Source organism: Polynucleobacter kasalickyi, assembly GCF_900176405.1.
Taxonomy (GTDB): Bacteria; Pseudomonadota; Gammaproteobacteria; order Burkholderiales; family Burkholderiaceae; genus Polynucleobacter; species Polynucleobacter kasalickyi.
Window position 1 is genome coordinate 21,539 of sequence record NZ_FWXJ01000012.1, and the last position, 24,637, is coordinate 46,175.

Sequence of the window (24,637 nt, forward strand, 5' to 3'; positions counted from 1 at the left end):
TAAAAAATTCCTATAAAAATAAAACGACCGTTCGTATTTAAGATTACAGAATGTTTTTAATAAAAGCAATACCCCCAGTTTTATTTGGGGGTATTGCGACGACTGCTTTTAAATTTCAATACGTGGAGGATTGGTTGGACTGTAGTCCAGATTTCATTTCTTTGAGAATTGCTTGTGAGCCGCTTGTAATCATGCGGACGTCAGAACTGACTGTGACCATATTAAAGCCTTTTTGAACCCTGGCGATCGCTTGGGGTGATTCAGCATTGTGAATGCCGGCAAATTTATTATAGGCCTTTGCTCTCGATAAAATATAATCAACTGCCTCTGCCGCCTTATCATCTAAATAATCTAATTTAGGCGTGCATCCTAAGGAAAGAGATAAATCTGCTGGTCCAATATAAATTCCATCTAAACCTTCGACTTGCAAAATGGCATCTAAATTTTCTATGGCCTTCGCCGTTTCAATCATTGCCAGACGTAAGATGGTTTGATTGGCATATTTTGGATAATCTTGTCCAGCATACAAAAAAGCTCTAATGGGACCGAAGCTTCTAGAGCCCATTGGGGAGTAACTTGACCACTCAACAAGCTTTGCTGCTTCATCGGCAGTATTAACCATTGGACAAATAATGCCATAAGCACCAGCATCTAATGTTTTCATAATATGACTAGCATCCAACCAAGGAACTCGAACCATTGGCACCGCTTTGGTCGTGGAGATTGCTTGCAGAATTTGCACCATCGCTTGGTAATCAACCACCCCATGCTGCATATCTACGGTCACAGAATCAAAACCTTGATTGGCCATGATTTCAGCATGAAAACTATTTGCCGTTGCAATCCAGCCGTTCACGATGGGCTGATGATTAGCCCACATCTCACGTAAAGTGTTATGTCTCATTCTAAATTTCCCTTTTTTTAGTAGATTGATTTAGCGTGGATATCCTAATCCGGCTTTCACAATCACTGCCTCTGCTTCAGGGGCTCTTAAAAATTGGATAAATTCTCGAGCTAACTGCTCTTGCTTTGAGTTAGTAGTGATAGCTCCTGCAAAAGTAAAACCCGGTTGCACTTCTTTAGGAATGGGGCCTACATAAGTAATTCCAGCCACGTGTAAAATTTCGCTCACTTGCTGAAAACCAATTTCATTTTCACCGCGTGCCACTGTCGCTGCAACTGGCTCGCCAGACGGTGGACCTCTTACCTTTTTACTTTTGCCCATCACTTGGTCTTCAACACCAAGTTTTTTGAACATTTGGCCAGCGATATAAGTGCCACTACCGCTATCAGAATAGCCAATGGACTTTGCCGCTAGTAAAGTTTTACGAAAAGCATCAACGGTACTAATATCCGGCTTGACAGCACCTTCTTTGATGGCCATACCAATTTGTGACAACCCTAAGGTGGTAACACTGGCTTCTTTTACAAAACCTTTATGAGCCAACTCATGCGCTGCCTCTCCATCTAAAATCACTAAATCAGCAGTTTCTCCACGAGCAAGTCTCGTCGGAATTGCCTCAGGAGAATCCCCAATAGAAGGTCCACGTACAGTGATTAATTTATGGCCCGTCTTTTTTTCAAAGATTGGCCCTAGTTCATGATAGACCCCAAAAAAGCCAGAGGAAATAAGCACCTTGATATCTGCTGCATAAGAAAGGCTATAAACATTCATAGTTAGACACAACAAAAGAATACTTCTAAGCCAACGATTTATTTTCAATTTCATCTCCTAATAGTTATGGTGATTGATTTAAACGATTAGATGTAGCCAAAACAGATTAACTACATCTTTGATCAATTCAAGATAGTTTACCTTTTTTAATCAACCGACTAATAAACCTTTCTCTTTAATAAATGAAATAATTTCATTTAAGCCTGTTTTTCTTTTTAAATCAGTCATCGTATAGGGTCGATTCGGGCGCATTCTTTTCGTATCCTCTTCCATGATTTGTAAATCCGCTCCCACATAAGGAGCTAAATCGATTTTATTGATTACGAGTAAGTCTGACTTTGTGATTCCAGGGCCACCTTTGCGTGGAATTTTTTCGCCGCCTGCGACATCAATTACATAAATCGTCAAATCAGATAACTCTGGGCTAAACGTTGCGGCAAGATTATCGCCACCCGATTCAATAAATACGATATCCGCATCTGGGAATCTTTCCAACATTCGGTCTACCGCTTCTAAATTAATTGAGGCATCTTCTCTGATCGCAGTATGTGGACATCCACCTGTCTCTACTCCCATGATTCTCTGCGCAGGCAGAGCCCCTGAAATCGTTAGTAAGCGCTGATCTTCTTTCGTATAAATATCATTGGTAATCGCCACTAAATCAAATTCTTCTGACATTGCTTTGCAAAGCATTTCGAGGAGAGTGGTTTTGCCAGAGCCGACAGGACCCCCAATGCCAATTCTCAGAGGAGGAAGTTTTTTGGTTCTTTTATTCATCATTTTTTAAGACCTAAATAATCGGGAATATTGACTTTCATGCCTAGCTGACAAGATACTCAGTTGCATTGAAAAAGTGTTGATTGGGTTTACTTGATGCTCTATTTTATTAAATACGTCTTCGATCAAATTTGGCAAGGTTTCCAAAACAGCCATCAGAATTTTTTGACCAGCAACCTGCCCAAGAGGGACAGATTTAATGGCAGCCATCACCTGATTTTCTAACCAAGAGTATAAGTAAGTATGCACTCCTTCTTGTTCTGACATTCCTGCAGAGGAGCAAGCATAGCTATGTGCGCAAGGAAGCGTTAATTTTTTGATCCCTTTCAGAAGACTTCGTTGATCGGCAGCTCCCCATTCTAAATCTTCCATTAATTTTGCTAAAGACCACCCCATTTGAATCGTTTCCGCCCTAAACTCGCTAGTCTCTCTGGAGGCCCAAAACCATTGGTTCCAATAGAAAATTTTCTCTACATCGGATGCCAACCAGGCACGATATAAATAGACCCAAATAATCACTTCCGCATTAGCCACCACGGCATGAAGATGTGCTTGAATCCAATCCCGAGCAGATGCTTGATCATGTACGATACCGACATTCACCACCGCTTCCAAACCCTGAGAATAGCTAAAGCCGCCAATCGGCAATGCTGGCGAAGCTAATTGCAACATAGCATTAAGAATGTTTGGCTTGAACATGATCGATCGAGTTATCAATCAGTGCGAATGGTCATGATTATGACAATGGTCGTGGTCGTGGTCGTGGTCGTGCTGTGGGTGACGACTATCAAATACACTTTGCGCTACCGCATAATCCTCTGCAAACGTCTCATCATGACCATGCTTATGACCACCGCCATATGCACCATGCTCAGGCTCAAATGGCATGGATTCAGTTGAGACATCAACACCCAACTGTTTTAACATATCAGCTAAAACAGGGTCAGTTTCTAAATGCAGATAATTAAGGCCTAATTCGATGGGAATGTGACGATTTCCTAAGTGATAAGCAGCCCTCATTAATGAGAGTTGGTTATTAGAAGTAACTCTTAGAATTTGTTCCGGCATAGCACAAACCAGATAGAATTTACCAGCCTCATCAACGAGTACATCGCCACCCCGCATGATTCCACCACGTGGTAAATTAATCAAGACCTGTTCACCATCTTCAAAGGTATAACCTTGTCTACTTTTACTTCGCTCCAAATAGGGCAAGTTCACTTGGCGCGCATTTAACAGTAAGCCTTTTGCTAACTTGATGTTTTTTAGGTTTTTAGTAATGACTTGCATACTACTTTCGATTTTAAAACAGGAAATAACGTTGGGCTAAAGGAAGCACTTTAGCTGGTTCACAGACTAAATCTAGACCATCCGCTAAGACCTGATACGTTTCTGGATCGACTGAAATATTCGGTTGCCAATCATTGTGAACCATATTCGACTTCGTAATATTTCTGGTAGCTCGCACCGGTTCCAGAGTTTTCTTTAAACCCAATGCATGCACTTCCGGATTGTCCATGGCACTTTGGGAAACAAACGTCAATGAAGTCTTTACGCCACCACCAAAGGCTCCAAACATCGGGCGATAGTGCACCGGTTGTGGGGTTGGAATCGATGCATTAGGATCGCCCATGGCAGCAGCAGCAATCATACCGCCCTTGAGAATGAGACTCGGCTTAACGCCAAAGAAAGCAGGTTTCCAAATCACTAAATCAGCTAACTTACCCTTTTCAATAGAACCGACAATATGAGAAATACCATGTGTAATCGCAGGGTTAATCGTGTATTTTGCAATGTAACGCTTTACTCTGAAATTATCAGCACTATTGTCAGTCGATAAACTACCTCTTTGAACTTTCATTTTATGAGCTGCTTGCCATGTCCTCATAATGACTTCACCCACTCTGCCCATCGCCTGACTATCCGAGCTCATCATCGAAAAAGCGCCAAGATCATGGAGAATATCTTCAGCTGCGATCGTTTCACGACGGATGCGACTTTCGGCAAACGCAATATCCTCGGCAATCGCAGGATCTAAGTGATGACAGACCATTAACATATCTAGATGCTCATCAATTGTATTCACTGTGTAAGGCATCGTTGGGTTGGTCGAGGAAGGCAATACATTGGCTAAGCCAGCAGCACGAATAATATCTGGGGCATGTCCTCCACCGGCACCTTCGGTATGGAAGGTATGAATCGTACGTCCTTTAAAAGCAGCAATTGTTGCTTCCACAAAACCTGACTCATTGAGTGTGTCCGTATGAATTGCAACCTGAACATCCATCTCATCGGCAACACTTAGACAACAATCAATCGCAGCCGGTGTAGTACCCCAATCTTCATGTAACTTCAAGCCAATGACGCCAGCATGAACTTGTTCTTTTAAAGGACCGGGCAAACTAGCATTGCCTTTGCCTAAGAGTCCAATATTCATCGGGAATGCTTCAATGGAATTTAACATCGCATGAATATGCCAAGGCCCAGGAGTACAAGTCGTAGCAAAGGTACCAGTAGCAGGTCCAGTGCCGCCACCAATCATCGTGGTGACACCACTCATGAGGGCTTCATCAATTTGTTGAGGGCAGATAAAGTGAATGTGGGAATCAATACCACCCGCAGTAACGATCATTCCCTCACCAGCAATGACTTCGGTACCCGGGCCAACCACAATCGTAATACCAGGTTGGATGTCAGGATTACCGGCTTTACCGATACCACTAATAAAACCATTTTTAATGCCGATATCCGCTTTGACGATACCCCAATGATCAATAATCAATGCATTCGTAATCACGGTATCGACACAGTCTTTTGTTAAACGCTGGCTTTGACCCATCCCATCTCGAATGACTTTTCCGCCACCAAACTTTACTTCTTCCCCATAAATAGTAAAGTCTTTTTCTACCTCTACCCACAAATCTGTATCTGCTAACCTGACATGGTCACCAACCGTTGGGCCGTACATTTCAGCATATGCTTTTCTGGATATTTTGACCATTATAATTTTCCCATCACTAAACCGTTAAACCCATAGACAATTTGATCTCCATCTAATTGAACCAATTGAATCGATTTTTTTTGACCGGGTTCAAAACGAATGGCAGTCCCAGAGGCAATATTGAGACGATAACCCCGTGCTAAATCTCGATCAAATTGCAAAGCTGTATTCACTTCAAAAAAGTGAAAATGGGAACCCACTTGGATTGGTCTATCGCCTGAATTAGCGACAACCAAATCAAGTACTTTTCGCCCAACATTAATTTCAATGTCAGCACCATTCGCTCTAATTTCACCTGGAATCATTTTTTACCTCAAATCGTTTGGATAAGGGCTACAGCCCCAATGAAGCCTGAAATCAACGTAAAGTAGCGCATAAATTGACCAAACTTCCTAGACGTGAACTTACATAATACAAAACCGCTTGAATGGATCAAGATTGTAGAAATGATGAGCCCAGAAATGATTGTCGGCTGATTGCTAGGGAGTTCTAGACCATGAGCCAACCCGTGAATCAAACCAAACCCACCTAGAATTGCCAAGAGAACCTGAAAGGATACCGTTTTATTCAAGCCATTAAGTACTGCCAACACGACTAGGGTCATTAATGTTGCTTGATTAATTAAATTTACAGAGTTGTTCAGGTCGGTTAAATTTGCACCAACAACAGCAGCAATTGTAAATCCCACAACAAAAGCAATTGGTAATAAGATGCCCTTTTTGAAGGTGTAAGAATTCACCATCATCCCAATCACTAACATCGTTAATAAGTGGTCCCAGCCCAAGATAGGGTGCATCAAAGCACCGACAAAACTTTCACCATGACCCGGATGAGCGAATGAGAGACCTGAAAATAAAAGTCCAGCTGCAATAATGATTTTTTTCATATAAGTTCCTATTGAATTGGTTGGTGAACAGTAACTAGTTTTGTTCCATCGGGAAAGGTTGCCTCAATTTGAATTTCTGGAATCATCTCAGGAATTCCATCCATCACATCCTGCGCTTTTAAAATTGTTGTACCATAAAACATCAGCTCTGAAACTGTTTTGCCATCACGAGCTCCCTCCATGATTGCTGCCGAAATAAAAGCAATCGCTTCGGGATAATTTAACTTTAAACCACGAGCTTTACGTCGTTCAGCTAACAGAGCTGCTGTAAATATTAATAACTTATCTTTTTCTCTTGGCGTTAATTCCATGACTATGTTTCCCTTTAAGTTTTCCAAATACGCAGAGGTAGTGGCTTAATTCCAGCAATCCGTTCTCTGGCAAATAACCAAATTTGAATAAAACAATTTTTCAAATACTCTACTTCATCCGACAAGCCACGCACTAGTATCAGTCCGAAATTCTCATCAATTGCAATTCTTGTGACACCTACACGCAGTGCATCATCCCATCTGACTAGTTCAGTAATTTCTTCAAGTAAATCTTCACTTGCATTTACAGAGCTCATCCACATGGTACCAAATACTGGAAACTCTGCTAAGCCACAGGTTTCATTATAAAAACTCTTTTGGGACTCAAGTAACATGGACTCAAGTAACATGGACTCAACCCAACATAATTCATGATCAAAGTAATATTCAATCTCATTTCTCAGCCTTGCATCTTCCCAGTGCTCACCCTGAGCAGTTCTGCCTAATTGAGCGATATCCCAGCCAATAGAACTCGAAGTTTTGTCTTGATGAACCACAATCTGATTGTGGGCGTTGGATGAATTAAAAAATATATTTTCCTGCGGTAAAAAATCTAAGTGCCCATGTGGATCCACTTGAATGATGATTCGTTGGGAAGCATCTTTTTGGTTTGCTTTATACCACTTCGTAGCACCTGGTGTTGTCACTACCACTTTGGCATTTTTTTCAACATTTAACTGAATTGCCAGATGATCTCCGCCTGCTATACCTGCTGGTGGATGCAAGATAACTGCATGACAAATCTCCTTACCTTCAGGATATAAGGATTTTTGAACTAAAAGGGGTCCATGATGTTCTCGGTGCGATAAAACAGTTTTATGCTGTTCATCAGCAAAGGAAAAATCCAGCCTCAGGTTTGCATGCCAAGCAGTAGGCATTGACGCAGATTGAATAACATTTTCCATGAGACCAAGATAGAATCTTTGTTGAATTTAAACTGAAACTAATTGTCCAATACCATCTTGGTCAATCTCTGAACCATTTCCTTGGGCAATTATTTCCCCTCGACTCATTACAACATATTTATCAGCAACTTTTTTAATAAAGTCTAAATATTGTTCAATTAATAAGATCGTGATTCCTTGTTCTTTTACCAATTTCACTAGAGTCTCACCGATCTGAGTAATGATATTCGGCTGAATCCCCTCGGTCGGTTCATCTAATATGATTAACTTTGGCTGACTCATTAAAGCTCTGCCAATAGCTAGCTGTTGTTGCTGCCCGCCTGATAAATCACCGCCATTGCGATGGGACATTTCCTTCAAGATAGGGAACAACTCATAAATCATCTCAGGAATTTTTTTGGATGCTTTTAAGCTGGCCCCACCAACCAACAAATTTTCATGAACCGTGAGCCGGGGAAAAATATCTCGACCTTGTGGTACAAACGCGATGCCATTCGCTACGCGCTCATATGAGGGCATTTTAATAATTGATTTTCCCTCCAGGAGAATATCCCCTGATTTAATGGGTACTACCCCCATAATAGCTTTTGTCATGGTTGTCTTACCAACCCCATTACGGCCCATCAGCACAGTAAGAGAGCCTTTAGGCACTTCAAATGTCACATCTCTCAGAATATGACTACCACTATAAAATTGGTTAATTTTTTGTACTTGTAGCATCACTTACCTGCCTAAATAAGATTCAATAACTGCTGGGTCATTTTTCACATGTTCCATCGTACCTTGTGCGAGTACAGCACCTTCAGCAAGGACTGTGACAATGCCAGTCTCGCCGGATAAAGCACTCACAAACTCCATGTCATGCTCAACCACAACAATTGAACAAGTACCGCGTAATTGATTTAATAAATCGGCTAATTGCATCGTTTCTTCATCGGTCATACCAGCCGCTGGCTCATCCAATAGCAGTAATTCCGGTTTTTGCATTAATAGCATACCAATTTCAAGACGTTGCTTTTGTCCATGCGAGAGTTCTCCTGCTGGAATATAAGCTTCTTTTTCTAGGCCAATTTGCAATAAGGTCTTTTCCATATCTTCAATCGCATCCTGATTCACTTTAGCAGTGAGTGCAACACGCCATGATTTATTAGACTTTCTCGCTAATTCTAGATTTTCCCAAACTTTAAGATTTTCAAAAACAGTTGGTTTTTGAAATTTACGGCCGATGCCAATTTGCGCAATTTGTGGCTCTTTTAACTTTAACAAATCGATGGTTTGACCTAAAAACACTCGACCCGAAACTTGGGCATTTCTTGGACCAGTTTTACCAGTGATCACGTCCATCATGGTCGTTTTACCAGCACCATTCGGGCCAATAATACATCTTAATTCACCACTTAAAATATCCAGTGTTAAACCTTTAATGGCTTTAAAGCCATCAAATGAGACGACTAAATCTTCAATGTAAAGAATTTCTCCATGCGATAAATCAATCTTGCCTTTTTCAAGAAAATGGCCCGAGTTACCCTTCGATTCCCATTCAGGTTGAAAATCTGTCGTTTCTATTGGAATTGTTGATGAAGATGTTTGCATTTTATTTCTTTAGTATTTTTTCTTTAATGAGGCCAACGACACCATTTGGAATATACAGGGTGACTAAAACAAAGAGGCTTCCTAAAATAAATAACCAATATTCAGGAGCTATAGCAGTAAAGACGGTCTTAGCACCATTCACCATAAAAGTACCGATAATAGGACCAATTAAAGTAGCTCGCCCACCAACAGCAACCCAAACAGCCAACTCAATCGAGTTACTTGGAGACATTTCTCCAGGGTTAATAATGCCAACTTGGGGAACATACAAAGCGCCGGCAATACCGCATAAAAAAGCAGAAAATGTCCAAATAAATAATTTGTAACCTAAGGGGTCATAACCTGAAAACATCACTCGACTCTCAGCATCACGGATCGCCATAGTTACTCTACCTAATTTTGACTGCACAATCCTTCTACAAGCAATAAATCCTGCAACTAACATTGTAAAACTCATCAAAAATAAGACCACTCTAGTACCAGGATTAGAGATGGAATAACCTAAAATCCTTTTAAAGTCAGTAAACCCATTATTACCACCAAAGCCTGTTTCATTACGAAAAAACAATAGCATCGTAGCGTAGGTAAATGCTTGCGTAATGATGGATAGATAGACACCTTTAATCCGGGACCGAAATGCAAAAAATCCAAAGATAAAAGCAATCAGTCCAGGGATCACTAAAATCAAGAAAACAACCCAAACGAAATGATTGGTTCCATACCAAAACCATGGGAGTTCTTTCCAATCAAGAAACACCATAAAGTCAGGTAATTCGGAGTGATAGACGCCATCAGTCCCAATCATTCTCATGAGGTACATTCCCATAATGTAACCTCCTAAGGAGAAGAATAAACCATGGCCTAAACTCAAAATCCCACAGTAACCCCAGACTAAATCGAGGGCTAATGCCGCTAATGCAAAACATAGCATTTTTCCTATCAACGTTAATGAATAGGCGGATAAATGAAATACATTACCCTCTGGTACCAATAAGGAACAAATTGGCACCAAAACGTAAACCAAGATTGAAAGCGCAAGTAATACCATCCACCATTTTGTAGTGAGGATAGGCTCTCTTTGGGGGATATTTAGATGAAATGATTGATTCATTATTTACATCTCCGCACTTCTACCCTTGAGGGCAAACATCCCTTGGGGTCGTTTTTGTATAAACAAAATAATCATTACTAAAACACCAATTTTCGTTAGAACAGCACCAATAAATGGCTCACTAAATTTACTTAAAATACCTAAACCAAATGCGCCGATAATAGTTCCGGCTAATTGGCCAACACCGCCTAAGACAACCACCATAAAGGAATCGATGATGTAGGTTTGCCCCAGATCCGGTCCTACATTACCAATCTGAGATAAGGCACAACCACCTAAACCAGCGATACCAGCACCAAAGGCAAATGCATAACTATCAATCTGACGTGTTTTTACACCAACACAACTTGCCATAGTTCTATTCTGGGTAACGGCTCTCACAAACAATCCCATACGAGTTTTGTTCAAAACTAGCCAAGTAATAAAAACAACAAAAATCGAGAAAAAGAAAATGATTAAGCGGTTATAGGGAATTAATAAGCCCGGGAAAATACTCTGGAAAGGCATAAATGAGCCACTCATCCAAGATGGATTAGCTACCTCAACGTTCTGCGCACCGAATATGACCCTAACTAGTTGCATCATTAATAGACTCACACCAAAGGTAGCTAGTAGGGTTTCAAGTGGTCGCCCATAAAGATGTCTTAACACCAAATACTCCAACACCAACCCTAACATGGCAGAGGCCATAAATGAAAATGGTGCTGCAAAAACCAAATAATATTCCAACGCCCCTGGGAAATGAGCCCTAAAAATGCTTTGAATAATGAAGGTCGCATAAGCACCAACCATTAAAAATTCACCATGCGCCATATTGATCACCCCAATCAGCCCATAAGTAATAGCTAATCCCATAGCCGCAAGCAATAAAACACTACCCAAGCTCAGTCCAGTGAATATATTCGAAACTATTTCACTTCGAGACTTTCTGGATTGATAATCACGTAAAGCGAGTTCAATGGCGACTCTGAGTGTGTTATTGGGCTCAATGAATTCCCCTGCATCATTCTTCTTGAGCAAACCTTTCAAAAACTCTTGCACTTTAGCAGAGCTTGAGTTTCCCATCGTTTGGATAGCTTTAATTTTGTCTTCTTCATTGCTTGATGGATAATCAAGCATTGCAATTAACTCGTTAAACTTCGTAATTAATCCAGCATTGGATTCTTTTTCTTTAGCGCTTTTAACGATGGCGACATTTAATCCAGACATATCCGCCATTAAGGAATTGAGCGATTGCTCTCTGATCTCTGGATCTTTTGATAAAAGCTTAAACTGACTAGCAGCAGTTTCAATATCAGATCTTAAAATATTGTTAAGGTTAGGCGTTTCAAGACTAGACTCGTCAATCTTAACAATCACATGACTAATAGGATCTAGATAACCTTCATTCGTTTTGATGACAACAACTTTTCCATCACTTAACAAACTTTCGTCCTGCAGTGCCGCTAAAACCTCAGCCGCAACTTCTGGCGGAGCTTTAATAATTTTATTAATACTAGATTGTTTTGCAGCAAACTCCTCTCCAAAAATTTGAACTAGATCTTTTTGAGATAAATCTGCTGCAAAAGTATTTCCTATAACTAAACTGGTTACCAAGGTGAAAAGGCAATTTAAAACTCGAAATTTCATTATTTTTTAATCCATCTTTTGAACAAAGGTAACCAGCAATACAATTACTTACTTCACCATATCAGCTTTACCTTCATTACCAGCGATAAATGGTGACCATGGTTTAGCTCTAATTGTAGTCGGTGTCTTCCAAACGACATTAAACTGACCATCAGCCTTCACTTCGCCAATCATGACTGGCTTATAGAGGTGGTGATTATTACCCATTTCTAAAGTAAAGCCACTTGGAGCAACAACTTTTTGACCGTACATCGCTTTACGAACAGCATCAACATCTGTTGTTCCTGCTTTTTCAACAGCAGCTTTCCACATCTTCATACCTACAACCGTTGCTTCCATCGGATCGTTTGTAAGTGGCTTACCAGCTGTTGGTAATGATTTAGCCTTAGAGTAATCAGCCCATTCTTTTTTGAACGCATCATTGGCTGGATTCTTTACAGACATGAAGTAGTTCCAAGCTGCTAAGTGACCAACTAATGGCTTCGTATCTACACCGCGAAGTTCTTCTTCACCAACTGAGAAAGCAACGACTGGCACGTCTTTAGCTTTTAAGCCAGCATTACCTAATTCTTTATAGAAAGGTACGTTTGAGTCACCGTTAATCGTTGAAATTACGGCTGTCTTTCCACCTTGAGAGAATTTCTTGATATCAGCTACGATTGTTTGATAGTCAGAGTGTCCGAATGGAGTGTATTTTTCGTCAATATCTTTCTCATCAACACCTTTAGACTTCAAGAATGCGCGCAAGATTTTGTTCGTTGTTCTTGGGTAAACATAGTCAGTACCTAATAATACGAAGCGTTTTGCTGCGCCACCTTCTTTACTCATCAAATATTCAACTGCAGGAATAGCCTGTTGATTTGGAGCTGCACCAGTGTAGAAAACGTTCTTAGACATTTCTTCACCTTCGTATTGCACAGGGTAGAAGAGCAATCCGTTGAGTTCTTCGAAAACGGGTAATGCTGATTTACGGGAAACGGAAGTCCAGCAACCAAACACTACTGATACTTTATCTTTCGTCAATAATTGACGTGTTTTTTCAGCAAACAATGGCCAATTAGAAGCCGGATCCACAACTACTGGCTCGAGTTTACGACCCAACACACCACCAGCTTTATTGATGGCTTCAATTTGCATTAAGGCTACGTCTTTTAAAGCGGTTTCTGAAATCGCCATTGTTCCTGATAAGGAATGCAAAATACCAACTTTAATTGGCTCTTTAGATTGTGCTAAAGATAATTGACTAAAACCAATACTAGTTAAGGCAGCAGCTAATGCTGTTAACTTAATTAACGATCTACGATTCATTTGATAATTCCTTTTAAAAGTTATAAGAAAAAATGTAATTATTAAATTTCAATCTATAAATAGAGAAAAATTCATCACGATAAAAATCCGTACCTCAAACATAAATAATTTTTTACCTGCCACTTCATTTTGTTCTTTTGATTTTTTATTTATGACGAACTATTCAACAAGATGGTGCAAATAATTCAATTTCCCATTTATGGTGCTTCGCTAATTTATTTTGTAGTTATTCGAGAAAAAATCTGGAACCGACACAGACGATTAGAAATGTTAAGGAACTTGAATGGTGGCATCTCCAGACATCATTAAGCCTAACTCTTCAATGCTGGTTTGATTGGTAGGTATCAAAGAGGACAGTTTCCCATTAGCGATTACAGTCAATTGATCGGAGATCATCATGAGTTCTTCTAACTCTTCAGAAATCACCAAAATGGCAACTCCTTGTTGTCGCAAATTTAAAAGTGACTGCCGAATTACCATGCTTGCGCCAACATCAACGCCCCATGTTGGTTGAGCTACTAACATAATCTTTGGCTTTAAAGAGATTTCGCGACCAACAATAAATTTTTGTAAATTTCCGCCAGATAAACTACTTGCTGATACATTTTTCCCTCCACAAATAACATTAAATTGCTCAATTATCTTTTCAGCAAATTTGTTAATCGTTGGTTGATGTATCCAGCCATTTCGAACCATTCCCTCGCTATAACCAGTTAACAAAGCATTTTCAGCAAGGCTTAAATTGGGAACTGCTCCTCTACCCAAACGATCTTCTGGCACAAAGCATAGTCCCAACTCTCTTCTTTTTGCAGGAGATAACTTTCCTACTGGGGCATCATTCATATAAATAGTTTGAGTATCAGCAATTAAGCTCTCTCCTGAAAGTGCCTGGATAAGTTCTTTTTGACCATTGCCAGAAATTCCTGCGATTCCAACGATTTCACCAGCTCTTACTTTGAGGCAAATGTCTTTTAACTCCGTCCCAAATGGATCGCTAGTTTTTAAATTCAGGCCTAAAACCTCTAACATGGGCTTACCAATTTCTGCTGGTTGCTGCTGAATGATTGGTAGCTCTGATCCAATCATCAATGTAGCCAAAGTTTTCGCGGTCTCATTTTTAGGATTAGCATAGCCAGTTACTTTTCCAGATCGAAGAACTGTCGCGGAATCACATAGTTGGCGAATCTCGTCGAGCTTATGGCTAATATATAAAATTGAACAGCCTTCCGAGGCTAACTGCCTAATCGTTTTAAACAATATTTGGACTGCTTGTGGTGTTAAAACAGACGTGGGCTCGTCCATAATTAACAGTTTTGGCTTTTGCAGTAAACACCGCACGATCTCCACTCGCTGCCTCTCGCCAACAGACATACTGTGTAGCATCCTTTTTGGATTAATGGGTAATCCGTAATATGCGGAAGTTTTTAAGACTTCTTCTTCTAGTTGTTTCAATGAATACTTTTCATCCATTGAAAGCCAAATATTTTCAAGGACCGTTAAGGATTCAAATAATGCAAAATGTTGAAAAATCATGCCAATCCCTAACTTTCTAGCAAAAGCGGGATTATTAATTTCTACCTTTTGACCTTCCCATAAAATACTTCCTTCATCTGGCTTAATCACTCCATAAAGAATTTTCATGAGAGTACTTTTTCCAGCGCCATTTTCGCCGAGAATAGCATGGATCTCTCCAGGCTTTACCTGCAATGAAATCGCATTATTCGCTTTAATGAGCGGATAAGATTTAGAGATGTTTTCAAGAACAAGTCTGAATGGCTCTTTATTTTCTTGTTCAAATTCCATAATCGTGTTACCCGAGAATAAATTGTTCATTAAAGAAAAAGGAATACCTGACGCTTCCGATAATTGATTGATTTAGTTTATCTAGATATCTAAGTAATATTTTCGAAAATGCCTGATAAAGTTCCATTTTGGTGCAATGCATAGTTCAAAATGTACCATCTTGGATTCTTTTCATGAAACCATGTTTTACATTCCGAGCATAGTTAGACTTATGTTTATGACAAAAAAATTACTCCTGTTAGACAAAGATTAATGATTAAGTTTCAATTGAAAACCCGTAAAGAGCCAAATCAAGCGATGCAGATTTATGCACCCTTGATTGCTATTACATTGACACTATTATCCGGCCTCATATTGTTTCAAATATTAGGTGAAAACCCCCTCATTGCTTATAAAGCATTTTTCTTTGATCCAATTAGCGATATCAACGGCTTTAGCGAATTACTTCTAAAGGCTTCCCCTTTATGCTTGATTGCATTAGGGCTGACAATTTGCTACCGCGCAAACATTTGGAATATTGGCGCAGAAGGCCAAATGTATCTTGGCGGAATATTTGCTACCGGCATCGCCATTCATTACGCTAACAGCCTGGGAAACTGGACCTTGGTCGTCATGATTTTAGCAAGTGCATTAGGCGGAGCCATCTGGGCCAGCATTACAGCGCTATGTAGAGCGCAATTTAACACGAATGAAATTCTGGTTAGTTTGATGCTGACTTATGTGGCAGATCTTCTAGTGAAATTTCTAGTCTATGGCCCTTGGAAGGATCCAATGGGTAATAACTTCCCAATTACTATCTCCTTTGCAGATGAGGCTCTTTTTACCCCATTAGCATTATTGGGATGGTCATTCTGGGATGGGACAAGATTAAATACTTCCGTATTTATTACCCTCTTTTTTATTCCACTGGTTTGGCTATATAACGAAAAGCTATTTGCAGGATTTAAAAATTTGGTCGTAGGCATCGCTCCAGGAGCAGCCAAATATGTTGGTTTTAGTGAAAAAAAGATTATTTGGATCGTCTTAATTTTGAGTGGGCTTATTTCAGGTATTGCTGGTACTACAGAAGTAGCTGGTCCAATTGGTCAATTAAACGATAAGTGGACTCCAGGCTACGGTTTTACTGCAATCATCGTTGCAACCCTCGGTCGCTTGAAAGTTTCAGGGGTTGTCCTAGCATCTTTATTAATGGCCTTACTTTATTTAGGCGGAGAATCCGTACAGGTCACCATGCAGTTGCCCAAATCGGTCAGCCAAGTTTTCCAAGGGCTCCTCCTTTTATACCTGCTTGCCTGTGATGTTTTAATCAATTACGAAATTGTGATGTCCAGAAAAATCGGGGGGAAGTATGTTCCTTGAATCGATAACTCCCTTATTAGTAAGCGCCATTGGTGCAGCTATTCCTCTTTTATTTGCGGCTTTGGGTGAATTAATTGCTGAAAAAGCAGGCGTCCTAAATTTAGGTCTTGAAGGTACTATCTTAATGGGAGCTTTAGCCAGTTTTTTAGCTGTAACAGAAGGTAGTCCATTGTTTTTGGCTTTGCTGATTGGTGTGGCGGTAAGTGTTTTGTTTACCTTATTGTTTGCTTTTGTTACGATTAGCTTGCAAGCAAATCAGGTGGCAACTGGTTTGTCTCTCACGATACTGGGTGTAGGACTTTCAGCCGTTATTGGTAAAAATTATGTTGGGTTTTCTGCTGCAAAAAGTTTTACCCCAACGCCTATTCCATTTTTAAAAGATATTCCTCTATTGGGTCCTTCCCTATTTTCCCTAGATTATGTAGCTTATTTTTGTATCTTTTCAGTCATTGCGATCGCTTGGTTCCTCACTAAAACCAAAGCTGGCTTCGCGTTAAGAGCGGTTGGCGAGTCCCCTGTCGTAGCAAGATCTTTGGGCTTACCGGTAACTAAAATCCGTTATTTAGCAGTCTTATTCGGCGGCGGCTTTGCTGGGCTAGCTGGAGTTTATTATGCCTTAGCTCAATTTAAAATTTGGCAGGATGGTCTAACTTCAGGAAATGGCTGGATTGCTTTGGCACTTGTTGTTTTTGGGACTTGGCGACCTTTTAAAGTGGCATTAGGTGCCCTTTTATTTGGTAGCGTGACGGTTCTTGGCCTTTACTTTCAAGTGGTTGGTATCAAGATATCGACCTTTGTTTTGGCGGGCTTCCCTTACGTCACAACGATTCTAATTTTAGTTTATTTATCAATGGATAAAGAAACAATCCGCCGTCATGCACCCGCATGGCTTGGTAAACCATTTTTTGATGATCGATAGTATTTTTAAATAAAAGGAGAAGTAAATGAAAATTTCAAAACGTACGTTGTTAATTTCAGCATCATTCATCGCTTTGGGATTAAGCCAAAGCGCCATCGCAGCAGAGCCTGTCAAAGCAGCATTTGTATATTTTGGAACTCCTGGTGATGCAGGATGGACTTATGCCCATGACATTGGTGTGAAGTTAGTGAAAAAAGAGTTAGGGTCACAAGTTACTACAACGATCGTTGAAAACGTCCCAGAAAGTGCTGATGCAGAACGCGTTATTCGTGATTTGGCAGCAAAAGGTAACCAATATATCTTTACCACTTCTTTTGGTTATATGGAACAAACACTCAAGGTTGGAAAATCATTTCCAAAAGTTGAGTTTTATCACAATACCGGATTTAAATCCTCTGAAAACGTTCATACTTATAATTCAAGAATTTATGAACCAGCTTACTTAGCTGGAATGATTGCAGGAAGAATGACTAAATCCAATACGCTGGGTTTTGTTGCTTCATTCCCAATTCCAGAAGTAGTACGTAATATCAATTCCTACACGATGGGTGCACGTAGCGTCAATCCAAAAGTAAAAACAAAAGTCATTTGGATTAGTTCATGGTACGACCCAGCTAAAGAGCGTCAAGCTGCAGAAACCTTAATTGGACAGGGCGCTGATATGTTGCTACAAAATACTGATTCAACAGCAACTCTGCAAACAGCGGCTGAAAAAGGTGTTTATGCTTTTGGTTGGAATTCAGATATGGCTGCCATTGCACCGAAAGCTCACCTTGCTTCAGTAACACATAACTGGGGCCCATATTACGTTAAAACTTTAAAAGCTGCGGTTTCTGGAACGCCATTCAAAGAAAACGTCTGGGGCGGTATGAAAGATGGTATGGATGGACTGGTTTCTTTAAACAGCAGCATCCCAGCATCAGTCAAAAAAGAAGTTGAAGCCAAACAAGCCGATATCATTTCTGGTAAATTCAAGGTGTTCTCAGGACCAATGAAATTACAAGATGGTTCAATGAAGTTGACAGCAGGTCAATCTTTCACTGACCAAGAAATTGATAGCATTAAATTCTACGTTGAAGGTGTAGAAGGTCAATTACCAAACTAAGTTGATTGTGTACTGAATGATTAACTCCCTCAATATGGTGGAGTTAATCATTTGATTTTATATAAGAAGCAAGGTGCTGAAGAGTCTAGGCTGTAAAACTAAGCTTGTGTAAATAAAACCTTATTGCCGCTGATACTTTTTCTCACCCATTAAATAAGTAGCTTGAATATTACGGTCATCCCCAAGGATTAAAGCGACAAACAATTCTTCTTCTAGGCTTTGACAAATACCAATCCTTCTTTCCATCAGAGGAGTGGCTTTAAGATCTAAAACGATAAAATCAGCCTCTTTCCCTGGTATAAAATTACCAACGCTTCGGTCTATACCCAGGGCTTTAGCACCCGCTAAGGTGGCCAAATAAAATAAATCGAAAGCACTCAGGACATCGCCACGTAAGTGGGCAACTTCATAAGCTCGGCCCATCGTTTTCAGCATACTAAAGCTAGTTCCCCCTCCAATATCAGTCGCCAAAGCAACCTGAATTTGCTGTGATGTGTAATGTTGCAAATTCATTAAGCCACTACCTAAAAAAAGGTTAGATGTAGGGCAAAAGGCGATTGAACTTTTAGTGGTTTGAAGCCGTGCAATATCCAATTCATCTAGATAAATACAATGGGCATATACTGAATTTGGCCTGAGTAAGCCATATTGATCGTAAACATCCAAATAACTTCGGTGTTTTGGAAAGAGTTCTTTCATCCAGGCCACTTCATCGACATTTTCAGCCAGATGCGTTTGAATCACCATTTCAGGATAAAGCCGAGCTAACTCGGCCATCTTTTCTAATTGCGCTTCACTCGAAGTAATAGCAAATCTAGGAGTAATTGCATACTGCAATCGCCCCTTTAAATGCCACTTATTAATCAACTCTAGAGCATCTTCATAACTTGACTCAGGAGTGTCTTGTAAATAGTCAGGGCAATTGCGATCCATCGCAACTTTACCAGTTAGCAATCTAAAATTACGCTCAAAAGCAGTCGTAAAAAGCGCGTCAGCAGATTCCGAGTGAACGGTGCCAAATACTAAAGCGGACGTGGTGCCGTTACGAAGCAATTCCTCTAAAAAGAATTCGCTCGACTGGAGGGACCAGTCCCTATGTTGATACTTTGCTTCAGACGGAAAAGTAAAACGCTCTAACCAATCTAATAAATTTTTACCAGGTGAAGCTATCACATCGATTTGGGGATAATGCAAATGGGTATCGATAAAACCAGGAATAATTAATTGATCACTATAGTCAATGATAGAAACTTCTTCACTCATCATCGGCAATATAGAACTCAGTGACCCACATTGTTCAATGATGCCATCATCGATTAATAACCCACCCTCTGGAAAATATTCATAGTTTGATGCCTGAGTATCGTTCTGATCAATAAAGTGGAGAATTCTGGCTTTGATTAATTTTTTGGGCATTTTCTACTCACTTGCCGAATCATAAGATTCAAATGATTTTGGTTTCAACATCTTACGTTGATTTTCTTGCACATCAAGTAACTTCGACATGATTTCTACAGCAATGATGGCAGGACTTTTTGAGAATTCATATTTCTTGCCGATAGGGCAGTTTAAACGTTGAACTAGCTCTTTATCGAGACCTGTATCTAATAATCTTTTCGAGAATCGCGCTGATTTGGTTTTGGAACCAATTAATCCTAAAAATTCAAAAGAATCATTTTGGAGAATCTTTTGGCAAATCAAAAAATCTAATTGATGACTATGAGTCATTACCAAGAAATAGCTCCCTATTGGCGCAGTAGGAATTAACTCCAAGAGATTCGATTGAAAATGAAAATCTACAAGTGGGTATTCTAGTTCGTAGTCATTGACTGATTTACCTAATATTAGCTCTCTAGTATCTAAACATTTAACTCGAAAATTTAAATCAGGTAAATTTTTTAATAAATTTTTTGCTACATGCCCTGCACCAAACAACCATAACTCAGGACTAGATTGAAGGAGAGTTTCATAGAAAAAAGTAGCATGGGGTAAATCAACTAATCCATCTAAAGCGTTTTTAACCTTACTAGTACTTTGTAAAGAGAGTTGATTTTTTCCTGTTTTTAAATTGAGTATTTTTTGATAGGATCCTGTTGCAGAATTTGCTTCAAATAACCAATCAATATCTGCAATCGATTCATATCTTTCCCAAATTAACTGTACAGTTCCACCGCAACACTGGTCTAACTCCACACCAAGAATAAAAGACTGCAAATGGATTTTTGCATAAAGCTGATTGATGCTTAAAAGCGCAATTTCTATCGCTTTCTCTTCAAGATATCCACCACCAATTGATTCAAAGGTTTCAACCTTTCCGGAGCGATTTAACCAAACCAACATACTAGTGCCCTGGTCTCTAGGGGTTGATCCCTTCGCCTCAGCGATTACCACCCTCACTACTGCCTGATTCGTCAGAATTAATTGTTTAATGCGTTCAAACTCCGAGTTCATCATACGAGACCAAAAGGAGTATTCAAGGCGTTTAAAATAGACTCAGGCGTCGCTGGGGCGACTAAATGAAGGATGCCCTCTTGCCCTACCTGCCCACGAATTGCATGTTTAATCGCATGAAATGCAGAAAAAGCTAACATTAAGGGGGGCTCACCCACTGCTTTGGATTTATAAATCGTATTTTCAATATTTCCTGACGAAGCGTATAAATTTATTTTTCCTTCTTTAGGCCAATCAAAGGCCGTGGGAATCTTATAAGTCGAGGGTGAATTCGTCATCAGCTTACCTTTCGGGTTCCACCACAACTCCTCGGAAGTCAGCCACCCAAGTCCTTGCAAAAAACCGCCTTCAATCTGACCTTTATCAATAGCAGGATTAATGGATTGTCCAACATCGTGCAAAATATCGACTTGCAATAATTTCATTTCACCCGTTAGTGTATCAACTACCACTTCAGAAACAGCAGCCCCGTAAGAGAAATAAAAGAAAGGTCTACCTTTACGTGTTTTCGAATCGTAATGGATTTTTGGAGTAGCATAAAAGCCCGTTGCAGAAAGAGATATTCGGCCAACATAACATTCTTGCACTGCTTTTTCAAAAGAAATCGTTTGATCTCCTAAATGCACTTGATTGTTTTTAAGCACGATGTCAGATACTGATAATTGATATTTATTAGCTAAAAATTCTTTCATTCTAGTGATTAGAATTTGGGCTGCATTTTGGGAGGCCATGCCATTCAAATCAGTTCCAGAAGACGCCGCTGTTGCTGAGGTATTTGGAATTTTACTGGTGTCTGTCGCAGACATTTTCACAACAGAGAAATCTACCTGAAATTCATTCGCCACAATTTGACGAATTTTAGTATTTAACCCTTGTCCCATTTCTAACCCACCGTGATTGACCAAAATACTACCATCAGTGTAAATATGTATTAGCGCACCAGCTTGATTGAAATGAGTAGCAGTAAAAGAAATACCAAACTTTACCGGAGTGAGCGAAATGCCTCTTTTGAAATGCTTATTGTGTTGATTAAACTTTTCAATTTTCTGACGACGCTCTACATATTGGGAGGACGCCACTAACTGACTCACTAAATCATCAATAATGATATCCTCGACCGGCATATCAAAATGAGTCAGCATATTTTTTTGGTAAAAGTTCTTTTTGCGAATCTCAAGCGGGTCTACTTTTAAGAAATCCGCGATGTCCTCTATTGCATATTCAATGCAATACATTCCTTGTGGCCCACCAAAACCTCTAAAAGCAGTATTAGAAACGGTGTTCGTTTTACATCGATACGAAATTGCTCTTAAATTTGGGATGAAATAGCAATTATCCAGATGAAATAATGCCCGATCATTGACCGGCCCAGATAAATCGGCGGAGAAACCACATCTTGATGCCATCATCACATCAAACGAGAGAATCTTACCAGTGGCATCAAAGCCTACTTCATAATCCATTTCAAAATCATGACGCTTCCCCGTAATCGTCATATCCATTTCACGATCAATTCTTAATTTCACGGGAAACTTCGTCTTTTTGGCAGCAAGCGCTGCAATAATTGCAAACCAAGCGGGCTGGCTTTCTTTACCACCAAAACCGCCACCCAGTCTTTTACATTCAACCCGAATCATCGCTGCTGGAAGATTAAGGGCATGAGACACTAGGTGTTGTACTTCACTAGGGTGTTGACTGGAGGAATAGATGGTTAATTCGCCATCTTCCATTGGAATAGCGTATGCAATATTCCCTTCTAAATAAAAATGTTCTTGCCCACCTAACTTGATAGAATTTTTGAGTCGATGCGTAGCTGACGCAAAACCCTCTTCAACATTACCTTTTTCCATCGCAACTGGTGGTAAAACAAAATTACTTTTTTCAATAGCTTCTCGAATATCAAAGATAGGGATTTCTTCCTCAACTTGAACTCTAGCTAGCTTTGCCGCTTGTTTAGCAATTAAATGCGATGATGCTACAACTGCAAACAGTGGTTGTCCATAAAAATCAATTTGGGATTCCGGAAAAATTGGATCATCTTTGACGGCACAACCAAAATTATTTTCCCCTGGAATATCTGCGCTGGTTAAGACTGTAACGACCCCAGGATATTCTTTCACTTTACATAAATCAAGTTCAAGTATTTTGCCTCTTGCCACACTACTAACACCCAATGCCACGTGTAAGGCATTCACTGGCAACGCCATATCATCAATATATTGAGCATTACCTGAAACATGCAAATGAGCACTTTCATGCTCAATTTGTTTACCCATCGTAGACACTGTTTTGGCTTCCTTATTCATTAGCATGGGCCTCGCTAATGATGGGAGAAAAATCATGTAACGATAATCCAGACTGATTCACTTCATTATAAAAACGAACTAATAAATTTTTGGCAACTGTTGTACGATAATTTGCGCTTGCTCTTAAATCTGATAAGGGTGCAAAATCTTGCTCGATGATCTCTTGAGCATCTTGAATGACAGAGAGGCTCCAAGGTTTGTTGATTAAATAATTTTCTAGCAGAATTGCCCTTTTGGGCGTGGCAGCCATTCCACCAAACGCAACGCGAATGGATTGAATGAGTCCATTCTCAACCACTAATTTTGCGCCAAAACAGATGGCAGAAATATCTTGTTCAAATCTTTTGGAAACTTTATAGCTAGCGATACGCTCATTCGTAGTTGGAAGAGGAATTTTTACGGCTTCTACAAACTCTCCTGGCTGCAAATTTTTCTGCTGATAGCCCAAATAAAAATCTTCGAGGTTCATCTCCCTGGTAGTTTGACCTTGACGTAAAACCACACGAGTATTAAGTGCGATCAATATTGGCATACTATCGCCAATCGGTGACCCATTCGCCACATTACCGCACAAAGTACCTGACTTCCGAATCGGTAGAGAGGCAAATCGTTGGTGTAATTCTTCTAAATCAGGAAAATGATGGACGATTCTCTTAAATGCATCTTCTAAATTTACACCAGCACCAATCCAAATAGATTGATCCTGTTCTTTGATCTGCTGAAGTTCTTTGACTTCACCAATAAAAAGTATTGGCTTTAACTGTTTTAAATGTTGAGTAACCCAAAGGCCCACATCGGTGCCTCCTGCCAGTATTTGATACTCTGGATGTGCGACATACACGCTTGCAAATGTTTCCAAATCACTCGGGGCAATGAATAAATCTGAAACTAAATCTGGCTGTAGTTCCAAATCGATTTGTTGTTGTAAGCGTTTCTCAGAAAAGGCATCAGCCCTACTAAAACGCATTGGCTCTGGCAGCTCTTGCATTTGTAGGCCCGCTTCAATAATCGGCCGATAGCCCGTACATCGACACAGATTTCCTGAAATTGCATTAATTACATCATCTTCATGCGCATGCTTCGATTCACCATCTAAGTAATGCGCTAATAAGGAAATCACAAAGCCTGGCGTACAAAACCCACATTGAGAACCATGACAAGTCACCATTGCTTGTTGCACTGGGTGTAGCTCTTGTAAAGATTGCGAAATATACTTTGCGGTATAAATTGATTTTTTATGAAGCCCTGGAACAAATTTGATACACGAATTAACGGTTTTATAGACTAATTTTCCTTGTTCAGTCTGCGCTTGAAGTACCATGCAAGCACCACAGTCACCCTCACCGCAGCCTTCTTTAACACTCGTATTATTAGTTTGTAACCGAATAAAATCTAACAAGGTCTCTTGTTGATTTTCAACTGGTAATTGAATCAATTCATCATCTAAATAGAATTGAATGGTCTGACTAGACTTGGGAATCATTTATACCCCGATTTA

At 39.9% G+C, this 24,637-nt stretch carries 23 protein-coding genes; 3 read left to right on the top strand and 20 right to left on the bottom strand.

Going from position 1 to position 24,637, the window contains the following annotated elements; all coding sequences use genetic code 11:
• Positions 1-115: 115 nt before the first annotated feature.
• From B8983_RS10840 to B8983_RS10915, 16 genes are all read right to left on the bottom strand, one after another.
• Positions 116-904, bottom strand: a complete 789-nt coding sequence (locus tag B8983_RS10840; RefSeq protein WP_084284699.1) for an HpcH/HpaI aldolase family protein — start codon at positions 902-904, stop codon at positions 116-118.
• A gap of 30 nt (positions 905-934) precedes the next feature.
• The gene (locus B8983_RS10845) at positions 935-1,723 is read right to left on the bottom strand and encodes a substrate-binding domain-containing protein (protein ID WP_234987022.1); all 789 of its coding nucleotides are present in this window, start codon (positions 1,721-1,723) and stop codon (positions 935-937) included.
• 102 nt (positions 1,724-1,825) lie between these two features.
• Positions 1,826-2,455, bottom strand: coding sequence for an urease accessory protein UreG (ureG, locus tag B8983_RS10850; protein WP_143736167.1), 630 nt, complete (start codon positions 2,453-2,455; stop codon positions 1,826-1,828).
• Positions 2,456-2,458: 3 nt separating this feature from the next.
• A complete protein-coding gene (locus B8983_RS10855) occupies positions 2,459-3,151 on the bottom strand; it encodes an urease accessory protein UreF (protein ID WP_084284707.1) in 693 nt (230 codons plus the stop codon).
• 18 nt (positions 3,152-3,169) lie between these two features.
• A complete protein-coding gene (gene ureE / locus B8983_RS10860; RefSeq protein WP_084284713.1) occupies positions 3,170-3,742 on the bottom strand; it encodes an urease accessory protein UreE in 573 nt (190 codons plus the stop codon).
• 13 nt (positions 3,743-3,755) lie between these two features.
• Positions 3,756-5,453: an urease subunit alpha gene (gene ureC, locus B8983_RS10865; protein ID WP_200806899.1), complete on the bottom strand. Its 1,698-nt coding sequence runs from the start codon at positions 5,451-5,453 to the stop codon at positions 3,756-3,758.
• Positions 5,453-5,758, bottom strand: coding sequence for an urease subunit beta (locus B8983_RS10870; protein ID WP_084284717.1), 306 nt, complete (start codon positions 5,756-5,758; stop codon positions 5,453-5,455). Before B8983_RS10870 ends, ureC begins: the two co-directional genes overlap by 1 nt.
• Positions 5,759-5,766: 8 nt before the next feature.
• The gene (locus B8983_RS10875; RefSeq protein ID WP_084284720.1) at positions 5,767-6,339 is read right to left on the bottom strand and encodes a HupE/UreJ family protein; all 573 of its coding nucleotides are present in this window, start codon (positions 6,337-6,339) and stop codon (positions 5,767-5,769) included.
• An 8-nt stretch (positions 6,340-6,347) separates the two neighbouring features.
• Entirely contained in the window at positions 6,348-6,650 is a 303-nt protein-coding gene (ureA, locus tag B8983_RS10880) for an urease subunit gamma (protein ID WP_084284722.1), read from the bottom strand.
• A gap of 14 nt (positions 6,651-6,664) precedes the next feature.
• The gene (locus B8983_RS10885) at positions 6,665-7,555 is read right to left on the bottom strand and encodes an urease accessory protein UreD (protein ID WP_084284725.1); all 891 of its coding nucleotides are present in this window, start codon (positions 7,553-7,555) and stop codon (positions 6,665-6,667) included.
• A 27-nt stretch (positions 7,556-7,582) separates the two neighbouring features.
• Entirely contained in the window at positions 7,583-8,275 is a 693-nt protein-coding gene (gene urtE, locus B8983_RS10890; protein WP_084284728.1) for an urea ABC transporter ATP-binding subunit UrtE, read from the bottom strand.
• Between the two features lie 3 nt (positions 8,276-8,278).
• Entirely contained in the window at positions 8,279-9,148 is an 870-nt protein-coding gene (gene urtD / locus B8983_RS10895; protein ID WP_084284731.1) for an urea ABC transporter ATP-binding protein UrtD, read from the bottom strand.
• 1 nt (position 9,149) lies between these two features.
• Positions 9,150-10,259, bottom strand: a complete 1,110-nt coding sequence (gene urtC / locus B8983_RS10900) for an urea ABC transporter permease subunit UrtC (RefSeq protein ID WP_084284734.1) — start codon at positions 10,257-10,259, stop codon at positions 9,150-9,152.
• 3 nt (positions 10,260-10,262) lie between these two features.
• Positions 10,263-11,888 carry an urea ABC transporter permease subunit UrtB gene (gene urtB, locus B8983_RS10905; RefSeq protein ID WP_084284736.1) on the bottom strand — a complete coding sequence of 542 codons (1,626 nt, stop codon included), beginning with the start codon at positions 11,886-11,888 and terminating at the stop codon, positions 10,263-10,265.
• Positions 11,889-11,936: 48 nt separating this feature from the next.
• Positions 11,937-13,196 (bottom strand): urea ABC transporter substrate-binding protein, encoded by a 1,260-nt coding sequence (urtA, locus tag B8983_RS10910; RefSeq protein WP_084284739.1) that lies wholly within the window; start codon positions 13,194-13,196, stop codon positions 11,937-11,939.
• 270 nt (positions 13,197-13,466) lie between these two features.
• The gene (locus B8983_RS10915) at positions 13,467-14,999 is read right to left on the bottom strand and encodes an ABC transporter ATP-binding protein (protein ID WP_084284744.1); all 1,533 of its coding nucleotides are present in this window, start codon (positions 14,997-14,999) and stop codon (positions 13,467-13,469) included.
• A 252-nt stretch (positions 15,000-15,251) separates the two neighbouring features.
• Here B8983_RS10915 and B8983_RS10920 point away from each other — a divergent pair, with 252 nt between their 5' ends.
• From B8983_RS10920 to B8983_RS10930, 3 genes are read left to right on the top strand one after another with little or no spacing between them, the layout of a single operon-like run.
• On the top strand, positions 15,252-16,358 hold the full coding sequence (locus tag B8983_RS10920) for an ABC transporter permease (RefSeq protein ID WP_084284750.1): 1,107 nt from the start codon (positions 15,252-15,254) through the stop codon (positions 16,356-16,358).
• Positions 16,348-17,277 carry an ABC transporter permease gene (locus tag B8983_RS10925; protein WP_084284755.1) on the top strand — a complete coding sequence of 310 codons (930 nt, stop codon included), beginning with the start codon at positions 16,348-16,350 and terminating at the stop codon, positions 17,275-17,277. The genes B8983_RS10920 and B8983_RS10925 overlap by 11 nt, the downstream gene beginning before the upstream one ends.
• A 25-nt stretch (positions 17,278-17,302) precedes the next feature.
• On the top strand, positions 17,303-18,382 hold the full coding sequence (locus B8983_RS10930; RefSeq protein ID WP_200806900.1) for a BMP family ABC transporter substrate-binding protein: 1,080 nt from the start codon (positions 17,303-17,305) through the stop codon (positions 18,380-18,382).
• 120 nt (positions 18,383-18,502) lie between these two features.
• Here B8983_RS10930 and guaD read toward each other — a convergent pair whose 3' ends face one another.
• Genes guaD through xdhA form a run of 4 tightly spaced genes read right to left on the bottom strand, consistent with a single transcriptional unit; the run spans position 18,503 to position 24,622 of the window.
• Positions 18,503-19,798, bottom strand: coding sequence for a guanine deaminase (guaD, locus tag B8983_RS10935; RefSeq protein WP_084284761.1), 1,296 nt, complete (start codon positions 19,796-19,798; stop codon positions 18,503-18,505).
• A gap of 3 nt (positions 19,799-19,801) precedes the next feature.
• Positions 19,802-20,836, bottom strand: coding sequence for a xanthine dehydrogenase accessory protein XdhC (gene xdhC, locus B8983_RS10940; protein ID WP_084284767.1), 1,035 nt, complete (start codon positions 20,834-20,836; stop codon positions 19,802-19,804).
• Positions 20,833-23,139, bottom strand: a complete 2,307-nt coding sequence (xdhB, locus tag B8983_RS10945) for a xanthine dehydrogenase molybdopterin binding subunit (protein WP_084284915.1) — start codon at positions 23,137-23,139, stop codon at positions 20,833-20,835. The genes xdhC and xdhB overlap by 4 nt, the downstream gene beginning before the upstream one ends.
• The gene (gene xdhA / locus B8983_RS10950) at positions 23,132-24,622 is read right to left on the bottom strand and encodes a xanthine dehydrogenase small subunit (RefSeq protein WP_084284774.1); all 1,491 of its coding nucleotides are present in this window, start codon (positions 24,620-24,622) and stop codon (positions 23,132-23,134) included. The genes xdhB and xdhA overlap by 8 nt, the downstream gene beginning before the upstream one ends.
• Positions 24,623-24,637 lie beyond the last annotated feature (15 nt).

Bases quoted from the DNA above. Each gene is read 5' to 3' on its own strand.
- B8983_RS10885 (WP_084284725.1), bottom strand. From the start codon at position 7,555: ATGGAAAATGTTATTCAATCTGCGTCAATGCCTACTGCTTGGCATGCA.
- B8983_RS10840 (WP_084284699.1), bottom strand. From the start codon at position 904: ATGAGACATAACACTTTACGTGAGATGTGGGCTAATCATCAGCCCATC.
- B8983_RS10925 (WP_084284755.1), top strand. From the start codon at position 16,348: ATGTTCCTTGAATCGATAACTCCCTTATTAGTAAGCGCCATTGGTGCA.
- B8983_RS10855 (WP_084284707.1), bottom strand. From the start codon at position 3,151: ATGTTCAAGCCAAACATTCTTAATGCTATGTTGCAATTAGCTTCGCCA.
- B8983_RS10930 (WP_200806900.1), top strand. From the start codon at position 17,303: ATGAAAATTTCAAAACGTACGTTGTTAATTTCAGCATCATTCATCGCT.
- B8983_RS10870 (WP_084284717.1), bottom strand. From the start codon at position 5,758: ATGATTCCAGGTGAAATTAGAGCGAATGGTGCTGACATTGAAATTAAT.
- urtE (WP_084284728.1), bottom strand. From the start codon at position 8,275: ATGCTACAAGTACAAAAAATTAACCAATTTTATAGTGGTAGTCATATT.
- B8983_RS10920 (WP_084284750.1), top strand. From the start codon at position 15,252: ATGATTAAGTTTCAATTGAAAACCCGTAAAGAGCCAAATCAAGCGATG.
- xdhB (WP_084284915.1), bottom strand. From the start codon at position 23,139: ATGAATAAGGAAGCCAAAACAGTGTCTACGATGGGTAAACAAATTGAG.
- ureA (WP_084284722.1), bottom strand. From the start codon at position 6,650: ATGGAATTAACGCCAAGAGAAAAAGATAAGTTATTAATATTTACAGCA.
- B8983_RS10875 (WP_084284720.1), bottom strand. From the start codon at position 6,339: ATGAAAAAAATCATTATTGCAGCTGGACTTTTATTTTCAGGTCTCTCA.
- ureG (WP_143736167.1), bottom strand. From the start codon at position 2,455: ATGATGAATAAAAGAACCAAAAAACTTCCTCCTCTGAGAATTGGCATT.
- urtD (WP_084284731.1), bottom strand. From the start codon at position 9,148: ATGCAAACATCTTCATCAACAATTCCAATAGAAACGACAGATTTTCAA.
- urtA (WP_084284739.1), bottom strand. From the start codon at position 13,196: ATGAATCGTAGATCGTTAATTAAGTTAACAGCATTAGCTGCTGCCTTA.
- ureC (WP_200806899.1), bottom strand. From the start codon at position 5,453: ATGGTCAAAATATCCAGAAAAGCATATGCTGAAATGTACGGCCCAACG.
- guaD (WP_084284761.1), bottom strand. From the start codon at position 19,798: ATGCCCAAAAAATTAATCAAAGCCAGAATTCTCCACTTTATTGATCAG.
- ureE (WP_084284713.1), bottom strand. From the start codon at position 3,742: ATGCAAGTCATTACTAAAAACCTAAAAAACATCAAGTTAGCAAAAGGC.
- B8983_RS10915 (WP_084284744.1), bottom strand. From the start codon at position 14,999: ATGGAATTTGAACAAGAAAATAAAGAGCCATTCAGACTTGTTCTTGAA.
- xdhA (WP_084284774.1), bottom strand. From the start codon at position 24,622: ATGATTCCCAAGTCTAGTCAGACCATTCAATTCTATTTAGATGATGAA.
- xdhC (WP_084284767.1), bottom strand. From the start codon at position 20,836: ATGATGAACTCGGAGTTTGAACGCATTAAACAATTAATTCTGACGAAT.
- urtB (WP_084284736.1), bottom strand. From the start codon at position 11,888: ATGAAATTTCGAGTTTTAAATTGCCTTTTCACCTTGGTAACCAGTTTA.
- urtC (WP_084284734.1), bottom strand. From the start codon at position 10,259: ATGAATCAATCATTTCATCTAAATATCCCCCAAAGAGAGCCTATCCTC.